Annotated in this window: 11 protein-coding genes and 1 pseudogene; 7 read left to right on the top strand and 5 right to left on the bottom strand. The window is 72.7% G+C overall.

Going from position 1 to position 16,922, the window contains the following annotated elements:
• Positions 1 to 63 precede the first annotated feature (63 nt).
• Positions 64 to 1,926 carry an ABC transporter ATP-binding protein gene (locus tag BLW85_RS36415; RefSeq protein ID WP_074996351.1) on the bottom strand — a complete coding sequence of 621 codons (1,863 nt, stop codon included), beginning with the start codon at positions 1,924 to 1,926 and terminating at the stop codon, positions 64 to 66.
• 559 nt (positions 1,927 to 2,485) lie between these two features.
• Entirely contained in the window at positions 2,486 to 4,009 is a 1,524-nt protein-coding gene (locus BLW85_RS36420; protein ID WP_244174983.1) for an MFS transporter, read from the bottom strand.
• Positions 4,010 to 4,035: 26 nt separating this feature from the next.
• Between BLW85_RS36420 and BLW85_RS36425 the strand changes: the two genes are divergently transcribed.
• Positions 4,036 to 4,467, top strand: a complete 432-nt coding sequence (locus tag BLW85_RS36425) for a winged helix-turn-helix transcriptional regulator (protein WP_070029872.1) — start codon at positions 4,036 to 4,038, stop codon at positions 4,465 to 4,467.
• Between the two features lie 325 nt (positions 4,468 to 4,792).
• Here the strand turns inward: BLW85_RS36425 and BLW85_RS36430 are convergent, their stop codons facing one another.
• A complete protein-coding gene (locus BLW85_RS36430) occupies positions 4,793 to 5,299 on the bottom strand; it encodes a hypothetical protein (RefSeq protein WP_074995736.1) in 507 nt (168 codons plus the stop codon).
• 128 nt (positions 5,300 to 5,427) lie between these two features.
• Positions 5,428 to 7,293 carry an IPT/TIG domain-containing protein gene (locus BLW85_RS36435; protein ID WP_074995737.1) on the bottom strand — a complete coding sequence of 622 codons (1,866 nt, stop codon included), beginning with the start codon at positions 7,291 to 7,293 and terminating at the stop codon, positions 5,428 to 5,430.
• 327 nt (positions 7,294 to 7,620) lie between these two features.
• Between BLW85_RS36435 and BLW85_RS36440 the strand changes: the two are divergent.
• Positions 7,621 to 7,992, top strand: a pseudogene (locus BLW85_RS36440) (transposase); the annotation flags it as partial.
• Here the strand turns inward: BLW85_RS36440 and BLW85_RS36445 are convergent.
• Positions 7,976 to 8,266: a hypothetical protein gene (locus BLW85_RS36445; RefSeq protein WP_074995739.1), complete on the bottom strand. Its 291-nt coding sequence runs from the start codon at positions 8,264 to 8,266 to the stop codon at positions 7,976 to 7,978. The pseudogene BLW85_RS36440 and the gene BLW85_RS36445 overlap by 17 nt on opposite strands.
• 238 nt (positions 8,267 to 8,504) lie before the next feature.
• Here BLW85_RS36445 and BLW85_RS36450 point away from each other — a divergent pair, with 238 nt between their 5' ends.
• From BLW85_RS36450 to BLW85_RS36470, 5 genes are all read left to right on the top strand, one after another.
• A complete protein-coding gene (locus BLW85_RS36450) occupies positions 8,505 to 11,297 on the top strand; it encodes an AfsR/SARP family transcriptional regulator (RefSeq protein WP_079172550.1) in 2,793 nt (930 codons plus the stop codon).
• A 236-nt stretch (positions 11,298 to 11,533) separates the two neighbouring features.
• Complete coding sequence (locus BLW85_RS36455) at positions 11,534 to 11,941, top strand: peptidase inhibitor family I36 protein (protein ID WP_143060492.1); 408 nt, start codon at positions 11,534 to 11,536, stop codon at positions 11,939 to 11,941.
• 73 nt (positions 11,942 to 12,014) lie between these two features.
• The gene (locus tag BLW85_RS36460) at positions 12,015 to 12,911 is read left to right on the top strand and encodes a hypothetical protein (RefSeq protein WP_079172551.1); all 897 of its coding nucleotides are present in this window, start codon (positions 12,015 to 12,017) and stop codon (positions 12,909 to 12,911) included.
• Between the two features lie 167 nt (positions 12,912 to 13,078).
• The gene (locus tag BLW85_RS36465; RefSeq protein ID WP_143060493.1) at positions 13,079 to 13,540 is read left to right on the top strand and encodes a hypothetical protein; all 462 of its coding nucleotides are present in this window, start codon (positions 13,079 to 13,081) and stop codon (positions 13,538 to 13,540) included.
• The gene (locus BLW85_RS36470; RefSeq protein ID WP_074995742.1) at positions 13,537 to 16,827 is read left to right on the top strand and encodes a tetratricopeptide repeat protein; all 3,291 of its coding nucleotides are present in this window, start codon (positions 13,537 to 13,539) and stop codon (positions 16,825 to 16,827) included. The genes BLW85_RS36465 and BLW85_RS36470 overlap by 4 nt, the downstream gene beginning before the upstream one ends.
• Positions 16,828 to 16,922 lie beyond the last annotated feature (95 nt).

Consider the following 16,922-nt stretch of genomic DNA (forward strand, 5'->3'; position numbering starts at 1 on the left):
CAAGCGGAGCGCGGCCGCGGGCGCGGACATGGGCGGTTCGGGCCGGACCGGCTTCGGCGCAGCTCATGCGGGGGTCCCGGGTTGCTCGCGGGCCGGTTCCGAGGTGACCTGGAAGGACAGCAACTGCTGGAACATGCCGGGCTGTTGGGAAAGCTCCCGGTAGGTGCCCTCCTGTACGACCTTGCCCTCGTCGAGGACGACGATCCGGTCGGCGACGGCCACATTGGTGATGCGGTGGGTCACCAGCAGGACCACGCGGTCCCGGGCGAGACCGCGCAGGCGCTGGAAGATGCGGTACTCGGCGCGGGGGTCGAGGTTCGCGGTCGGTTCGTCGAGGACCAGCAGCCCGGCCTCGCGGAAGAAGGCCCTGGCCAGAGCGATGCGCTGCCATTGGCCGCCGCTGAGTTCCTCGCCGTTGAGCCACTCGCGGGCCAGCAGGGTGTCCAGGCCGGAGGCGAGTTTGTCGACGACCTCGTCGGCGCCGGCGGCTTCGCATGCTGTCAGCACCGCCGCGTCGCCGCCGGCGGTGGGCTGTCCCAGGTGCACGTTCTCCCGTACGGTCAGGGGCCAGTGCGCGTAGTCCTGCGGTACCAGGGCCACCTGCCGCCACAGGGCCTGCGGGTCGGCCTCGCCGGTGGGCAGCCCGTCCCACAGCACCTCCCCGGCCGTGGGCAGGTTCAGACCGCTGATCAGCTTGGACAGCGTCGACTTCCCCGACCCGTTGAAACCGACCAGAGCGGTGACCTCCCCGCGGCGCAAGGTCAGCGAGACGTCGGAGAGGGCATCGTGGTCCTTGCCGGCGTAGCGGTGAGTGACCGACTTGACCTCGATCGTCTTGGGCGGCTCGGGGCTTTGCGTGCCCCGGCGCATACGGAATCCCCCGGCTCTCTCCAGGAAGTCGCTCCAGTCGTCCATGTACAGGCCGGTGCGCACGGCTCGGGCACCGATGGCCACCAGGCCGCGGACCGACTGGCCCACCATCTGCAGCGCGAAAATGGCCGTCCCCGCGTGGCCGACGGTGATGCGCCCATCCGCCAGCAGCAGGACGACCGCCGCCCACACGACGGCCGACCCGAGGCCACCGCACACCGCGCCGACCAGGGACATGCGGGCGCCCTTGTCGGCCGCGGTGCGGTCCTCGCGGTTGATCCGGGCGACGGTCTCCCGGTACCGGCCGGACAGGAACGGGGCCATGGTGCCGGCGCGGATCTGGTCGGCGGCGTCCCTGTTGTAGATGTGCCAGCGCAGCACCGACAGCATGCGCAGATCTCCGTTGCTGCGCAGGTTCGCCAGGTACCGCACCCGCGCGGCACTGACCTGGGCCAGGGCCTGCGGCAGGCTGGCCGCGATCAGGAGTGGCAGGAGCAGCCAGTTCACCCCGGCCAGCACGAGCGCCCCGGCGACGAACGAGGCGGCCGAGGCGATCAAGTCCTGTCCCTCGTCGATCAGGTCCCCGGTGACCTGGGCCCCGCGGTCGGCTGCCTCACGGGCGCGGTTGAACTCGGGGTCGTCGTAGGCGCACAGTTCGACACCGGCGCAGCCGAGCAGCAGTTGCTGCTCCGCCTCGCGGGACATCAGCGGGCCCAGCCGGGCGGACAGCCAGTTGACGGTGATGCCCAGCAGAGCGCGCATACCGGCGGCACCGGCCAGCAGCGCGACGGACGGCCACGCCTCAAGCAGCCGGTCGTAGACGTCCTTGCTGGTGAGCAGCGCGGTGAGGGTGCCGCTGATGGCGACCAGGCCGAGTGCTTGCATGACGCCGCCCGCGGCCTGGCACACCAGGAGGCCGACGGTCGCCGGACGGTCGACCTGCCAGGCCAGCGCCAGGGAGCGGCGCACCAACTGCGGCAGCCGCCGGGCCATGTCACGCAGCCGGATCGAACGGCCGGCGGCTTCACGGCTGCCGGTCAGATCGACGTACCGCATCTGCGGCTGGGCGCCGGACTCCGGCGCGCTGTCCTGCCGTGCGTCCGAAGGGCCGGGGCTGCCCGCGGACTCGGCCGGCGTGGTGGTGCGCGGCTCGGGGACGCTGTCGGCTGACGCACCGGTGGCGCTGCTCATGCCGCCCACCTCGTATCCGGGCATGCCGCACGGAGGGAGCCCATGGCGTGCCGTGCCGGTGCGGGCGTGCTCGCGGGCGGGGCGGGTACGGCAGGAGCGGGCGGAAGGGTGGTGTGGGGGCTGGGCAGGCGGTACACGGCGGCCTCCGGGAGAGAGCGACAGGGCACCGGGATCAACGACGAGGGGCCGCGTCTCGAACACACGTCTTTCGGACGTGCTGGAAATCCCGGTGGCACGCGAATGCACGTTCGTGCCGGATACACCGACCCTTGCCCGAACGGCCCGGCCGCCGAGCGCGGCCGTGGCCGAAACGCCGATGCTCGGAAGACGGGCCGCGGGGTGGCCCGCCCGGAGGAACTCCGCCGTGCGGAGGCCTACTCGACGAAACCGCTCCGCCCTGGTCCAGGGCCTCGGGCGGGACGGGTCAGGAAGCCGCGATTTCCTGATCGGGAGAGGCGCTGAACCGTTGTCCGGCCGCCGGTGGCGCGGGCCGCAGCGTCGTCACCGCGATGAGCAGGGCGATCAGCACGAAGCCCCCGGCGGCCAGGAATGCCACGTGGTAGCCGCCGACCAGTGCTTCCGCCTCGTCCTTGCCCGCGGCCGTGAGGCTGTTCGTGCGTGCGGTGACGAAGGCGCTCAGCACCGTGAGACCGATGGCGCCGCCGATCTGCTGAGTGGTGTTGAACAGCCCGGACGCGACGCCTGACTCGGCACGGGTGACGGCGGCCATGCCGAGCCCCATGATGGCCGGCGCGGCCAGGCCGAAGCCCAGCCCCATGGCGAGGCTCGCGGGCAGGAAGTCCACCGGGTACACGCCGTCGACGCGTGCGAAGGACAGCATCACGAAGGCGGTGGTGATGAGGACGAGGCCACTGAACAGCACCGGGCGCTGACCGAAGCGGGTGATGAGCCGGGCGGACAGGCCGAGGGAGACCGCCGCGATCACCGTCGCGATCGGCACGAAGCTCAGACCTGCTTCCAGTGAGCTGTAGTTGAGGACGCGTTGCAGATACAGCGTGCTGAAGAACAGCAGGCCGAACATGCCCGCGATCATCATGAACTGCACGAGGTTCGCCACCGCCAGACTTCGTGAGCGCAAGAGCCGCAGCGGCAGCAGCGGATGTGCGGCCGTGGCCTGACGCAGGACGAACCCGCCGAGCAGCAGGAGTGACAGGGGGCCGAGGAGCAGTGTCCGGGCCGAACTCCAGCCGGTGTTCCCGGCGTCCACGATCGTGTAGACGAGCAGCATCAGGCCGGCGGTGACGAGCAGGGCACCCAGGAAGTCGGTGCCCTCGCTCATGCCCTCACCGCGATCCCGGGGGACCGTGCGCAGTCCCACGACGACGAGCAGGGCGCCGATCGGGACGTTGATGAAGAAGATCCAGTTCCAGCTGAGCAGATCGGTGACGACGCCGCCGAGCAGTGGCCCGACCGCACCACCGCCGGCGGACGCGAAGCTGTAAGCGCCGATCGCCTGGGCCTGCTTGCGCCGGTCGGAGAACATGGTCGCGACCATGCCGAGGATGCAGGCCGACGCGATCGCACCACCGACTCCCTGGATGAAGCGGGACCCGATCAGCGTCGCCTCGCTCGACGCGGTCCCGCACAGCAGTGAGGACATGCCGAACAGCGCGACACCGGACAGGAAGACCGTCCGCCGGCCGATCAGGTCGCCGAGCCGGCCGGCCAGCAACAGCAGACCGCCGAAGGGGACGACATAGGCGTTGACCACCCACACGAGGTTCTCGGCGGAGATCCCGAGACCCCGCTGAACGGCGGGCAACGCCACGTTCACGATGTTCTGGTCGAGGACGATCATCATCTGGCCGATGCAGAGCACGATGACGGTCAGCCAGGGTGCCGCGCTCGTCCGTGGGGCGGGCTGGTCCATGTCCGGAGCTCCTCCATAAGTGCATCCTTTGTTACAGCCGTCATCTTCTGTAACCATGGTGCGCAGCGGAAGGAGGCACTTTTATGTCACACCGTCACACGCATGTGTCCGAGCAGGTCATCAACGAGGCGTGTCCGGTCACGGAGGTGCTCGACCATGTGGCGGGCAAGTGGAGCATCGGCATCCTGGTCGCCGCGGCGGACGGTCCCATCAGGTTCACCGAACTGGAACGCGGCATCGAGGGCATCAGCCGGCGGATGCTCACCCTGAACCTGCGCAAGCTGGAACGCGACGGCCTGCTCGTCAGGACCGTCCACCCCACCGTGCCGCCGAAGGTCGAGTACAGCCTCACGCCCATGGCGCGGGAGTTGCACTCCTGTCTCTCCGGGCTGGTCGACTGGGCGCAGCGGCACCGCGCCGCCATCGCCGACGCCCGGGCCGCCTACGACACCGGTGCCGCCGCGACGTCGGCGGCACCGCGGGACCAGCGGCCGGAGCGCAGAGGAGTCGTCTGAGGCGGACCGATCGGTGGAGGAAGCAGCGCGGTGTGACGCCCGGACGCCCCGGTTGCCGCTGCCGTAGGCCCGCCTCCGGCACCTGGGACGGTTCTTTCGGATCGTCGCGCCGTCCGCGATGACTTGCACGGTCGACGTCCGCAGTGACTCTGTCGTCGCGCTGATCGGCCCCACGATCCGCGCAGCGCCGGTGCCCTTGGTCGGCGCGACGGAAGACTGCCGTCGAGGGCCTTCGGTCGGCACGGCCGTACGCCTCCGGCCTGGGCGGGGACGGGGATCCGGAGCGTCCTCGTTCCCGCCGGGCCGGAGGCGTACGCCGGTTTCGTCAGGCTATGTCGAGGATGAACTTCGTGCCCGAGTCGCTGACGCTCTTGAGCTGGCAGTTGACCGTGCCCCCGGGGCCGGTGGCGGGGGTCACCCCGCTTCCTGGCGTCATGCGCAGACAGGCGTTCTGGAAGGTCGCCGACCCGGTGACGAACGAACCGTCAGGCTGCGCGGAGAAGGTGAACTTCTCGTACACCCCGGCGTTGTACTGGCAGTTGACGGTGCCTCCGCCGGCGCCGTTGCCGGGGAGCCCGCTGGCGTCCATGCGGAGGAACACGTTGGGGTAGGCGACCGACTCGAGGGCGTAGACGCCGCTTCCCTGCGAGCGGAGCCGGAACGAGGTCTCGGGGCCGGGGCCGTACTGGCAGTTGACCTTTCCTCCGCCGGGGGTGGTGTTGGCGACCACTCCGGTGCCGTCCAGGCGCAGGTAGATGTTCTGGTAGAAGGCCGAGCGGATGCTGATCGGCGTCTCGCCGAGGTATGCGAGGTCGTTGGCGTTCAGGGGCATGGTGTTTGTCCTTCGGTGTAGGAGTTGTGCGGGCGGGCCGGGTCCGGGTGCGCTGCGGCGCTGTGCGGCCCGTGGGCGGGCCGCTCCGGGGAGCAGTTTCCGGAGCGGCCCTCGGGCGCCGTGCCTGGTCAGCCGATCCGGATCAGGCCGGCGGTGGCGGTGGCCGCCTCGTGGGCGGGGTCGCCGGCGTAGGTGGCGGTGTAGCCGAGGTTCAGCAGGACGGCGGCGACGGGGCAGGGGCCGGTGCAGGAAGCCGTGCCCGCGGCGTTGGTGATCGCGGTGCACACGGTGGTGGCGCCGACTTTGAAGGTGACGGTGGCGCCGGGGACCGCCTTGCCGGTGGTGGTGTCGGTGAGGGCGGCCGACAGGTTGAGGTTGACGCTCAGTTGGCCGGGGCCGATGGAGAGCAGCAGCGGGTTCGCGGTGAGCTTGGCGGTGTCCTTGGTGTAGGTGTAGCGGTCGGTGGCGCCGGTGGCGCTGGTGCCGGCGGGGGTGGTGACGGAGACGTCGACCGGCCCGGCCGCCGCGGCGGCGGGGGCGGTGGCGGTGATCGTGCTGTCGTCGACGACGGTGAACGAAGTCGCGGGAACCGTGCCGAAGTTCACGGCGGTGGCGCCGGTGAAGTGGCTGCCGGTCAGAGTGACGACGGTGCCGCCGGCGGCCGGGCCGGTGGCCGGGGCGAGGCCGCTCAGCACGGGTGCCGGGTCCTCGTAGGTGTACTGCCCGGCGGGCACGGTGCGGCCCCTGGCGCTCAGCGTGACGTCGACGGTGCCGGCGGCGTGCGCCGGGGCTGCGGCGGTGACGGTGGAGTCGTCGACCACCGTCACGTTGGCCGCCGGGGTGCCGTCGAAGGAGACGGCGGTGGTGCCGCTCAGGTGGCTACCGGTGAGGGTGATGGTGGTGCTGCCGGCGACGGGGCCGTGGCCGGGCGCGAGGCCGGTGACCTTCGGCGGGGCGGGCTTGCTGACGGCAAGGCCGAACGGGGCGAGCCCGGCGGAGACGGTGGCGGTGACGGTGTTGGTGGCGGTGCTGATCGTCGAGACGGTGTTCGACGTGTTGTTGGCGACGTATACGGCACCGCCCTCCGGGTCCGCCGTGACGCCGAACGGCCGGACGCCGACCGGCACGGTGGCGGTGACGGTGTTGGTCGCGGCGTCCAGGACCGACACCGACCCGCTGGACATGTTGGCCACGTACACCGACCCGCCGTCCGGGGTGACCGCCACGCCGAACGGCTGCGCGCCGACCGGGACGAGGGCCGTCACCAGGTAGCTGCCGGCGTCGATGACCGTGACGTTCCTGCTGTTGTAGTTGGTGACGTACACGGACGCGCCGTCGGGGCTGACCGCCAGCCCCGTAGGGCTGCGGGCTCCGGCGGGCTCGGCGATGGTGGCGGCGAGGGTGTTGGTGGCGGTGTCGATCACCTCCACCACGTTCTTCACGAAGTCGGCCACGTAGACCCGGCCGCCGTCCGGGCGCACCTGGAGCGCGAACGGCTGGCCGCCGACCGGGACGGTGGCGGTGACCGTGCGGGTGGCGGTGTCGATCACGGCCACCTGCCCCGGGCTGCCGGTCAGGCCCACGTAGGCGTGCGCGCCGTCCGGGGAGAAGGCGACCGGGGTGGGAGCCGCGCCGACCGCGAAGGCGTCGACGGCCGTGTTGGTCGCGGTGTCGATCACCGTGATGGCGCCGCCGGCGTAGTCGGTGACGTACGCCTGCGTCCCGTCCGGCGAGAGGGCCACGGACCGCGGCTGGCTGCCGACCATGACGTCGGTGACCTTCGCACCGGTCGCCGGGTCGTAGACGGTGACCGAGTCGCTGTCCGAGTTGGCGACGTAGACCAGTTGCGCAGGGGCGGCCGCGTGCGCGGGAACGGCCGGCAGCAGCGCGGCGGCCGTGCCGAGGAGCGCGGTGGCCAGTGCGCCCGCCGCGCCGCGCCGCAGGCGGCGCAGCCGCCCCGGGCGTATCGCGGTGTGGACGGTGGTCGGTGCCATGTGTTCCGCCTCTCGCGGGATGCAGAAGCCCGGCTGAACGGACGGGCTCTGCCGAGTCACGCTAGCTTCACAGAACATGACGAACGGTCAGATGAACGATGATGACCGTTTCTGTTCGTCCATAATCGGAATGCGGTCGTCCGACGATGGGGCGACGGGCCGCACGGGCACTCGTCGCACTCCGGTGAGCCCCATCCTGTGTGCATGCGGTTCCAGAACGTCTCTGGTCGAGACGTCCGGGTCCGTCTGCCGCGACGAAGCACCGAGGGTGTTTCTTTCGGATCAACGGATCGTTGGATCTGATGTGTCGCGCGGATCCGGGTGCCCCGCCCGGTCGGCCGACCGCGGACGACGCCGGACACTGTCCTCGCGGACAAGGCCTACTCCTCCCGCGCCATCCGCTCCTACCTGCGACGTCGACGGATCCGTGCGATGATTCCGCAACCCGCGGACCAGGCCGCCAACCGCAAACGGCTCGGCAGTCGAGGGGGCCGCCCGCCAGGGTTCGACCGCGACGCCTACAAGCACCGCAACACCGTCGAACGCTGCATCAACAAGCTCAAGCAGTGGCGCGGCCTGGCCACCCGCTACGACAAGACCGCCACCACCTACCTCGCTGGACTCCACATCGCGGCGATCCTCATCCGGTCAGCCCTGATCCGAAGGAAACGGCCTGGACGCGTCAGCCGGCCGGGTTGAGTTCCGCGTAGACCAACTCCACCAGGTCTTCCGCCTCTTGGCTGTCGGGATCCCCGGAGATCTCGTAATACCCGCCCAGGGTGGCGATCACGTCCGCCCGGGAGTCCTCGGACTCGTGGGCACGGTCTTCCCGCTCCCCGCAGCCGTCGGGATCCTCGGTCCGCCACCACCACAACCGGCTCCGGATCTCGTCCCTCGACAAGCCGCCTTCCAGGGTGATGTCCCGGCCGTGGACCCTCCCGGTGATCCTCGCGGAGTTCGCGTCGATGGCCATGTGCCCTACTCCTTTCGTCAGGGGGGCGCCGACAGCGTCGCGTCCCGATGAGAACGCGGATACCCGCCGAAGGGCGTCGCCCACAGGGCGGGCCGGCCGATGGCTCGAACCGGTGAGGCCGTTCCCGGCGGTGGCCGTTTCCGTCCGTCCCGGTTCCGCTCCGGTTGTCCGCGCCGGATACGGATGCTGAGGTCGTCACCGAACGTACGACAGGCGCGCGGAGGGGGAAGCGATCATCGTGGAGTTCCGGGTTCTGGGCAGGGTCGAGGTGGTGATCGACGGCCGGGCGAGGCACGTGGGCCACGCCCGGCAGCAGTGTGTGCTGGCCGCCCTGCTGGTCGACGTCGGCCGAAGGGTGAGCGTCGACCAGCTGATCGACCGTGTATGGGGTGAGCACCCGCCGCAGCGCGCCCGGGACGCCCTCTACAGCTACCTGTCCCGGCTGCGCCGGGTGCTGGCCCCGGCCGGCGGCGCCGGCATCGAGCGGTGCGACGAGGGGTACCTGCTGCGTGCCCCGCAGGACACGGTGGACCTGCACCGGTTCCGCCGGCTGCTGGAGCGGGCCCGGGCCGTCGACGACGCGGTGGCCGCCGACGACCTGTACGGCGCGGCCCTCGGCCTGTGGCGGGGCGAACCCTTCGGCTCCGCCGACAGCCCGTGGATCCACCGGCTCCGGCACAGCCTGGACCAGGAGCGTCTCGCGGCCGAGTCGGACCGGGGCGACCACGCGCTGCGCTGCGGCCGGCACACCCGGCTGCTGGCGGAACTGCCCGCACGGATCGAGGAACACCCGCTGGACGAAAGGCTCGTCGGCCAGCTGATGCTGGCGCTGTGCCGAGCAGGGCGGGCCGCCGAGGCACTCGACCACTACCGGCGCCTGCGCCACCGCTTGGCGGAAGAACTCGGTGTCGACCCCGGCGAGCGGCTGCAGCGTCTGCATCAGGACATCCTCACGGGCGACCCGGCGCTGAACGGTGGGTCCGAACCCGCCGACCGGGGCGTCGCCGGGGCGCTGCCGCGCCAACTCCCGCCCACCGTCCTCCACCTGGCGGGCCGAGAACCCGAACTGGCCTTGCTGGACGCGGGGTTGCGGATTCTGGACGACGGCCCGGGCACCGCCCTGATCATCTCCGTGTCCGGCGTGGCCGGGGTCGGCAAGACGACGCTCGCCGTGCACTGGGCGCGCCGGGTGGCCGACCGATTCCCGGACGGCCAGCTCTATCTCGACCTGCGGGGCTTCGGCCCCGACGAGGCACCGGTGGCTCCCGCCGAAGCCGTACGCCGGCTGCTGGAGGCCGTCGGGGTGCGACCGGAGCGGATTCCCGCCGACACACAGGGCCGCGTGACCCTGCTGCGCAGCGTCACCGACGGCAGGCGGATGCTCCTGGTGCTGGACAACGCACGCAGCGCCGACCAGGTCGAACCGCTGCTGCCCGGCAGCCCCAGCTGCCTGGTGCTCGTCACCAGCCGGCGGCGGCTCACCGGACTGGTCGCACGGCACCAGGCGCAGCACCTCTCGCTGGACACCCTGACCCCCGCGGCGGCCCGCGAACTGGTGGCCGCGCGCCTCGGTGCCGAGCGGGCCGCCGCGGAACCGGACGCGGTGACCGAACTCGCCGAGCACTGCGGCCGGTTGCCGCTGGCGCTGAGCATCGCCGCCGCACGCGCCGGCACCCTCCCCGGTCTGCCGATCGGCACGCTGGTGGAGGAGTTGCGGGACGAGCGCCACCGCCTGACGGCCCTCGCCACGGGCGACAGCGAAGACACCGACCTCACCTCGGTGTTCGGCTGGTCCTACGACGCGCTGTCCCCGGGCGCCGCACGCCTGTTCCGGCTGCTGGCCGCACACCCCGGACCGGAGTTCACCCTGCCGGCCGCCGCCGCGGCGAGCCGTCTCACCCCCGTGGACGCCAGGGCCCGGCTCGCCGAACTGGTCGACGCCCACCTGGTCCGGCCCGGCACCGCCGGCCGCTTCCTCCTGCACGACCTGCTGCGCGCCTACGCCCGCGCCCGGCTCGCCACCGACGAGACGGACGAGGACGCGGACGGCGCGGCCCACCGGATCTTCGACCACTACCTGCACACCGCGCTCGCCGCCGACCGGCTGCTGGACGAACACCGTGACGCCGTCGCCGTACCGGCGCCCACGGCGGGCGCCCGGCCGCAGCCGATGGCGACGCACGACCAGGCCGAGCAGTGGTTCTCCGCCGAGCACGCCGTACTGCTCACCGCCGTCCAGCAGGCCGCCCGCACCGGGTTTCCGGGGCACGCCTGGCGGCTCGCCTGGGCGATCGGCACCCACCTGCACCGCAGGGGCGCCTGGCAGGAGTGGGTGGAGACGCAGCGCACCGCACTCGCGGCGGCTTCCGACTGCGGTGACCGGGCGGGCATCGCCCATGCCCGGCACGGCCTCGGCGTCGCCTGCGCCTGGGCCGGCCGACCGGAGGAAGCCCACACACACCTCGTCACCGGCCTGCGCGAGTACGGCGAGCTGGCCGACGAGCGCGGACAGGCCCACACGCACCGCACCCTGGCCTGGCTCGCCCAGCGGCAGGGCAGGCCCGCCGAGGCGCTGGAGCACGCCGAAGAGACGTTGCGGCACTACACCGCCGCGGGGTTCGTCCCCGGGCAGGCCAGCGCGCTCAACGTGATCGGCTGGTGCGAGACCCTGCTCGGCCGTCACCCGCAGGCGCTGTCCGCCTGCCGACGCGCCCTGGACCTCTTCGAGCAGACCGGCAACCGCACCGGGCAGGCGTACTGCTGGGACAGCCTCGCCCACGCGTACCGGGGACTGGACCGGAACGCCGAGGCGATCGACTGCTTCCAGCAGGCCCTGGCCCTGTTCCGGGCCCTGGGCGACCGCTACAACCAGGCCACCACGCTCACCGGTCTCGGCGACGGCCACGCCGCGCGCGGCGAGCATGCCGAGGCCCGGGCCTGCCACCGGCAGGCGCTGGGCATCCTCCGGGAACTCGGCCACCCGGAGGCCGACGACCTCCAGCGGCGGATGACCGAGACCGCACCCGCCTGACCTCCCGGGCCGCACCCGCCGGACGTCCCGGCCCAAAGGCCACCTCCGTCGTCCCGGACACCGCCTGCCACGGACCCGTCCGCGGCGGACGGCGCCCGGCTTCCTGCAGAAGCCCACAAGGTTTGCCGAAGGGCCGGTGACCAGGATGGCTGTCGCCGGCCGGCACCGGGGGCGGACGCGCCTCCACCCACCGCACACAACCCGTGGTGCGGGAGGACGACTTGAAGGGGGACCACATGATCTCGAAGATCGCCGTGCGGCTCGGAACGGCCGCCGCCGCTGTCACGCTCGCCGCCCTGGGCGTCGGCGCGTTGACGGCTCCGTCCGCGATGGCGGGCACGTCCGGCGGGCCGGTGCACATCCAGTCCGGCACGTTCCACCTGTACGAGAAGAACGGCTACAAGGGCGGTTGGGCAGGCCTGACCCGGACCGACAAGGACCTCAGGAACAACTACTTCGACAACGGCAGGAAGGTCGACAACCAGACCAGTTCGGTGAAGAACTACACGAACAAGTACGTGGACCTGTGGCAGAACGTCGGCTGCAGCGGCGCGCACACGACGTCGTACCCGGGCACGAAGGACCCCAAGCTCAGCAACGACGCCATCAAGGACAACCGACTCAGCTGCGTCAAGTTCCGCTGACCTGAGGGCCGTTCCCGGGTGCGTGGCCAGGACGGCCGCGCACCCGGGGACCAGGCCGCCCGAGAGGAGCCGCATGTCCGTGTCCCGAAAGCCCCGGCGAGCCGGCACCTGCCTGGTGACGGGGTTCTGTGCTCTGCTGGTGGGCTGCGGCCCGCCCGGCGCGGCGCCCGGACACCCCGCCCCCGCCGTGCCGGCAGGGCCCGCCGCCTCCGGGCGGACCCGCGCCCTGCTCCTGCCGTACGACCGTTACGAGTTGGCGCCCGCCGACGTCCTGACCATCGAGTCGGCGGAGGACGCCCTGATGGTCCCGTGCATGCGGGCCCGGGGCTGGACGTGGAAGCCGCTGCCGCGGGCCGCGGACGCCGACCCGCCCAACCGCTCGCGCTACGGCGTCATCGAGCCGGACGTCGCGGAACGCTACGGCTACCACCAGCCCCCGCCACCACCCGGCGTCGCCCGCCGCACGGCCGCCGAGCACGCCCGGAACGCGGAACTCACCCAGGCCGAGGCGGACGCCGCGTTCGGCAGGGCGACGGAACACCCGGACTCCGTCGGCGGATGCTGGAAGACGGCCCACGACCGGCTGCGCCGCCACGTACCCGCGTCCGACCACGCCTTGCTCGACGAACTGACCCTGCGGTCCTTCGACGCCTCGCTCGAGAACTCACAGGTAAGGAGAGAACTGGCTTTGTGGAACTCCTGCATGAAACGTTCGGGGTTCGCCTACGCCACGCCCCTCGACGCGGCCGACGACTCGGCCTGGGGGAAGACGAGGCGGCCCGCGAGGCGCGAGGTACTGATCGCCACCACGGACGTGCGGTGCAAGAAGTCGACCGGGCTCGTCGACGAATGGCGGCGGGCGGAGGCCGCCTGGCAGCAGGACTTCGTCGACCGGCATCCCAAGGCGTTCCGAGCGCTGGCCCGGGCCAAGGAGGTGTGGCTGCACGCGGCCCGTGCCGCCCTGCACTGAGGCCGTGCGATCACAGGCCGCAACGGCCGGACGGGCGGGGGAGGGCGGTGTCCCCGGGGCGACGCACCGATCATCAAGTCACATGGCCGGTACGGCCGTTGAGAGGTGTACGTTCTCCCCGAAGGATGCCGCCGTCCCGTTCGTACGGCGGCCGGAGGGGGGAGACCGTGCCTGATCCGCAGCATGTGCAGCAGGTGGCGGAGGCGCTGGCGATGACGGGTGCCTCGACGCTGGTCGCGGCCATGGCCACGGACACGTGGCAGGTGGGCCGCGGGGGCTTCGCGCGGCTGTTCCACCGCCGCGGGAACGGCCTGCGCGAGATCGAGACCCAACTGGACAACGACGCGGCGCTGGTGACGGGGGAGGACGCCGCCGCGGCCCGGGAGGCGCTGATCGGCCCCTGGCGGCTGCGGCTGCTGCGCCTGCTGCGCGACCATCCGGACGCGGCATCCGAACTGACCGAACTCATCGACCGGATCCAGGAGCGGCTCCCGGAGGACGGCCGCCGCTGGACGCAGAACGTCCACACGCACGACCGTTCCGTCGCCAACGTCGTGCAGGGCGGCAACCAGTACAACCACTACATGGACAGATCCCGCACGGACGGTGACGCGGACGACGAGGCATGAGCGACTCGGACGGCACGGTCTTCATCCAGAACCTCTCCGCGCACGGCGGCCGGATCAACGCCGTCCAGGGCGCGGACCAGTACAACTACATCTACCGCAGCACCCCGCCCTACCGGGTCGAGCCGTATCCGCTGGACGCCGGGACCATCCCGCCGGGCCTGCGGCGCGTGCCCAGCCGCCTGCTGACGGCACGGCACCGACTGGTCCCCTTCGCTCCGCGCCCGGAACTGGAACTGCTGGAGGCATGGCGGGACGACACCGCACCGGGACTCACGGTACGGCTGCTGCACGGCGAGGGCGGCCAGGGCAAGACCCGGCTCGCGGGCGAGTTCGCCGCGCGGTCGGCCGAAGCGGGCTGGACGGTGGCCCAGGCCCGGCACCGAAGCGAGGTCGCCTCCGCCGGCGGCGGCGACGAGACGCTGACGGTCCGCTCGCCCGGCCTGGTCATCGTCGTCGACTACGCCGAGCGCTGGCCGCTGCCCGACCTCATCACCCTGATCCGGCAGCACCGCGCCGCGGCACGCGACCGCCTGCGCGTCCTGCTCCTGTCCCGGCCCGCAGGGGACTGGTGGCAGGACCTGGCCCACCAGCTGTCCAAGCTCGACATCCTCGACGCCGACGCCGTCCACCTGCCCGGCCTGCCGGCGCGCCCCGAGGCGCGCGGCACGGTCTACGGCTCGGCCCGCGACGCGTTCGCCGCCGCCCTCGGCCTCGCCGACCCGACCGCCGTCCGGGTTCCCACCGAGCTGGGCGACCCCGCGTTCGACCTGATGCTCGCCGTCCACATGAAGGCACTGGTCGACGTGGACGCGGCGGTGCGCGGCGTCACCCCGCCGTCCGGCCGCGACCTGGCCGCCCTGTCCACGTACCTGCTGGACCGCGAGCACGACCACTGGCGGTCCGGCCACGACGGCGGCCGCGGACCGGTGCGCACCGGCCCGCGGGAGATGCGCCGCGCGGTGTACGTCGCCACGCTCACCCCGCCGCTTGCGGCCGACGCCGCCGCCGCGGCCCTGACCCGCACCGCCGCCGCCGAGGCGGCCGACGCTGAGCAGGTCCTGCGGGACCACGCGCTGTGCTACCCGCCGCAGACGGCCCGACTGCTCTTCGAAAGCCTCTCGCCCGACCGGCTCGCCGAGGACTTCCTCGCCCTCACCCTCCCCGGCCGGGAGGACCGGTACGGCTACCACGCCACGGACGAGTGGGCCGGGGCCGCCCCGGCGATGCTGTTGGAGCACCCGGAGGACGGGCAGCCGCCGCCGTACGCCCGCCAGGTGCTCACGGTCCTCGTCGAAACCGCCCGCCGCTGGCCGCACGTCGTCGACCGCCATCTGATCCCGATGCTGCTGCACCGGCCCGCCCTCGCCCGGGCCGCCGGCGGTGCCACCCTCAGCCGCCTGTGCGACCTGGACGGCCTGCCGGACGCCGTGCTGGAGTTCGTCGCACCGCACCTGCCGAAAGAGCGCCACGTCGACCTCGACCTCGGCGCGGCGGCCGTGACCCGGCGCATCGTCCGGCACCGGCTCGGCACCGGCGACCTCGGGCCGGCCGAGCAGGCCGGACTGCTCTCCCACCTCGCCTGGCGGTACGGCAACGCGGGGCTGCTCCGCGAGGCCGCCGACGCGGCGCGGGAAGCGGTGGCGCTCGGCCGCCGGGCCGCCGCCGACGACACCACCGCGCTGCCCGCCCTGGCGGACGCCCTCAACGGCCTCGCCGCGCACCTCACCACCGCCGGCCGGTACGACGAGGCGTCCGAGCCCCTTGGGGAAGCCGCCGACGCGTACCGGGCGCTGGCCGCCGCGGACCGCGCCGAGCACTCCCCGGGACTGGCGATGGCGCTGAACAACCTCGGTATCCACCTGCTGCGCACCGGCCGGGCCGCGGAAGCGGCCGGGTACGCCGCCGAGGCCGTCGAACTGCTCCGGCCACCGGCGGACGACGACCCCGGGACACATCTGCCCGCACTGGCGACCGCGCTGACCAACCTGAGCAACGCGCTGGCCCGCTGCGGACGCCTGGACGAAGGCGTACGCGCCGCGCAGGACGCGCTGGAACTCCACCGACGGCTGGCCGGCGCCGACCGGATGCGGTACCTGCCCGACCTCGCGATGACGCTGCTCGACTGCGGCCAGTGGCTGATGGCCGCCGACAGACCGGAGCAGGCTCACGAGGTCACCGAGGAGGCCGTGCGCCTGTACCGCGAACTCGCCGACGCCAACCCGGCGGCCCACCTCCCGTACCTGGCCATGGGCTGGGACAACCTCGGCAACGCCCTCGCCCGCCTGGGCCGGCCCGAGGACGCCCTGGAGGCCACGCGCAAGGGCCTGGAGATACGCGAACGACTCACGGCCGCAGACCCGGAGCGCCACCGGCCCGACCTGGCACGATCGCTGACCAACCTCAGCATCCGCCTCTCCCAGCTCGCGGAGCCGCACGACGGCCTCGCCCCCGCGGAGCGGGCGGTCGGGCTGTGGCGCCCGATCGCCGCCGCCAATCCGGCACATCTGCCCGACCAGGCGACCGCCCTCCACGCACTGGACCACTGGCTCACCCGGGAGGGACGCCACGACGAGGCCCTGGACGCCGCCGAGGAACAGCTCGCCGTGCGGCGCCGCTCGGCCGAAGCCGACGCCTCCCAGGTACCCGTGCTCGCCACCGCGCTGCACTCCGTGGGCGCACGGCTCGCCGGTGCGGGCCGCCGGGAGCAGGCCATGGCACACCTCGCCGAGGCGGTCGACCTGCGCCGCGATCTCGCGCGGACCGGGACGGCCGCCGACGCGTCCCCGCTGCTGGACTCCGTGAACCTGCTGGGCACCCTGCTGGTCGAGACGGGCCGGGCAGGGGAGGCCGTACGGCTGTCCGCCGGCGCCCTGCTCGCCCTCAAGGAGCCCGCGAGCGCCGACCAGGCTTCCTACCGCCCGCACCTGGCGACCGCGGCGACCCTCGTCGGCATCAGGCTCTCGGAGGCCGGTCAGCCCGAACCGGCCGTGCAGTCCTTGAACTTCGCGTTGTCGATGCTCCAGGAACTGGTCGCGTCGGACACGGCGTACCTCCCGCGGTTAGTCAACGTGCTGCGCATCCTCGCCCTGGTCCGGGTCGGCGCCGGCCTCGACCTGAACCCGGCCCTCCAGGCGACCACCGAGGCCGTGCGCATCGCCCGCGGGATCTCGGCGTACCTCCCTCCGGAATCCACCCTGCTCACCGACGCCTTGACCGCCCACTCCCTGGTGCTCGAAGCCCTCGGCGACGACGCCCCGGCGGAGCCCTCGGAGACGGAGGATACCTGACCCGGGCCGTCCTCACCGGCCGGCCACCCGCGGGGGCATGCCGGTGAGCACGGCAGCGGCGGCGGGGACGCCGGGAGACCGGCGCATGCCGGCAC

Source organism: Streptomyces misionensis (assembly GCF_900104815.1).
In the GTDB taxonomy this organism is placed as follows: Bacteria; Actinomycetota; Actinomycetes; order Streptomycetales; family Streptomycetaceae; genus Streptomyces; species Streptomyces misionensis.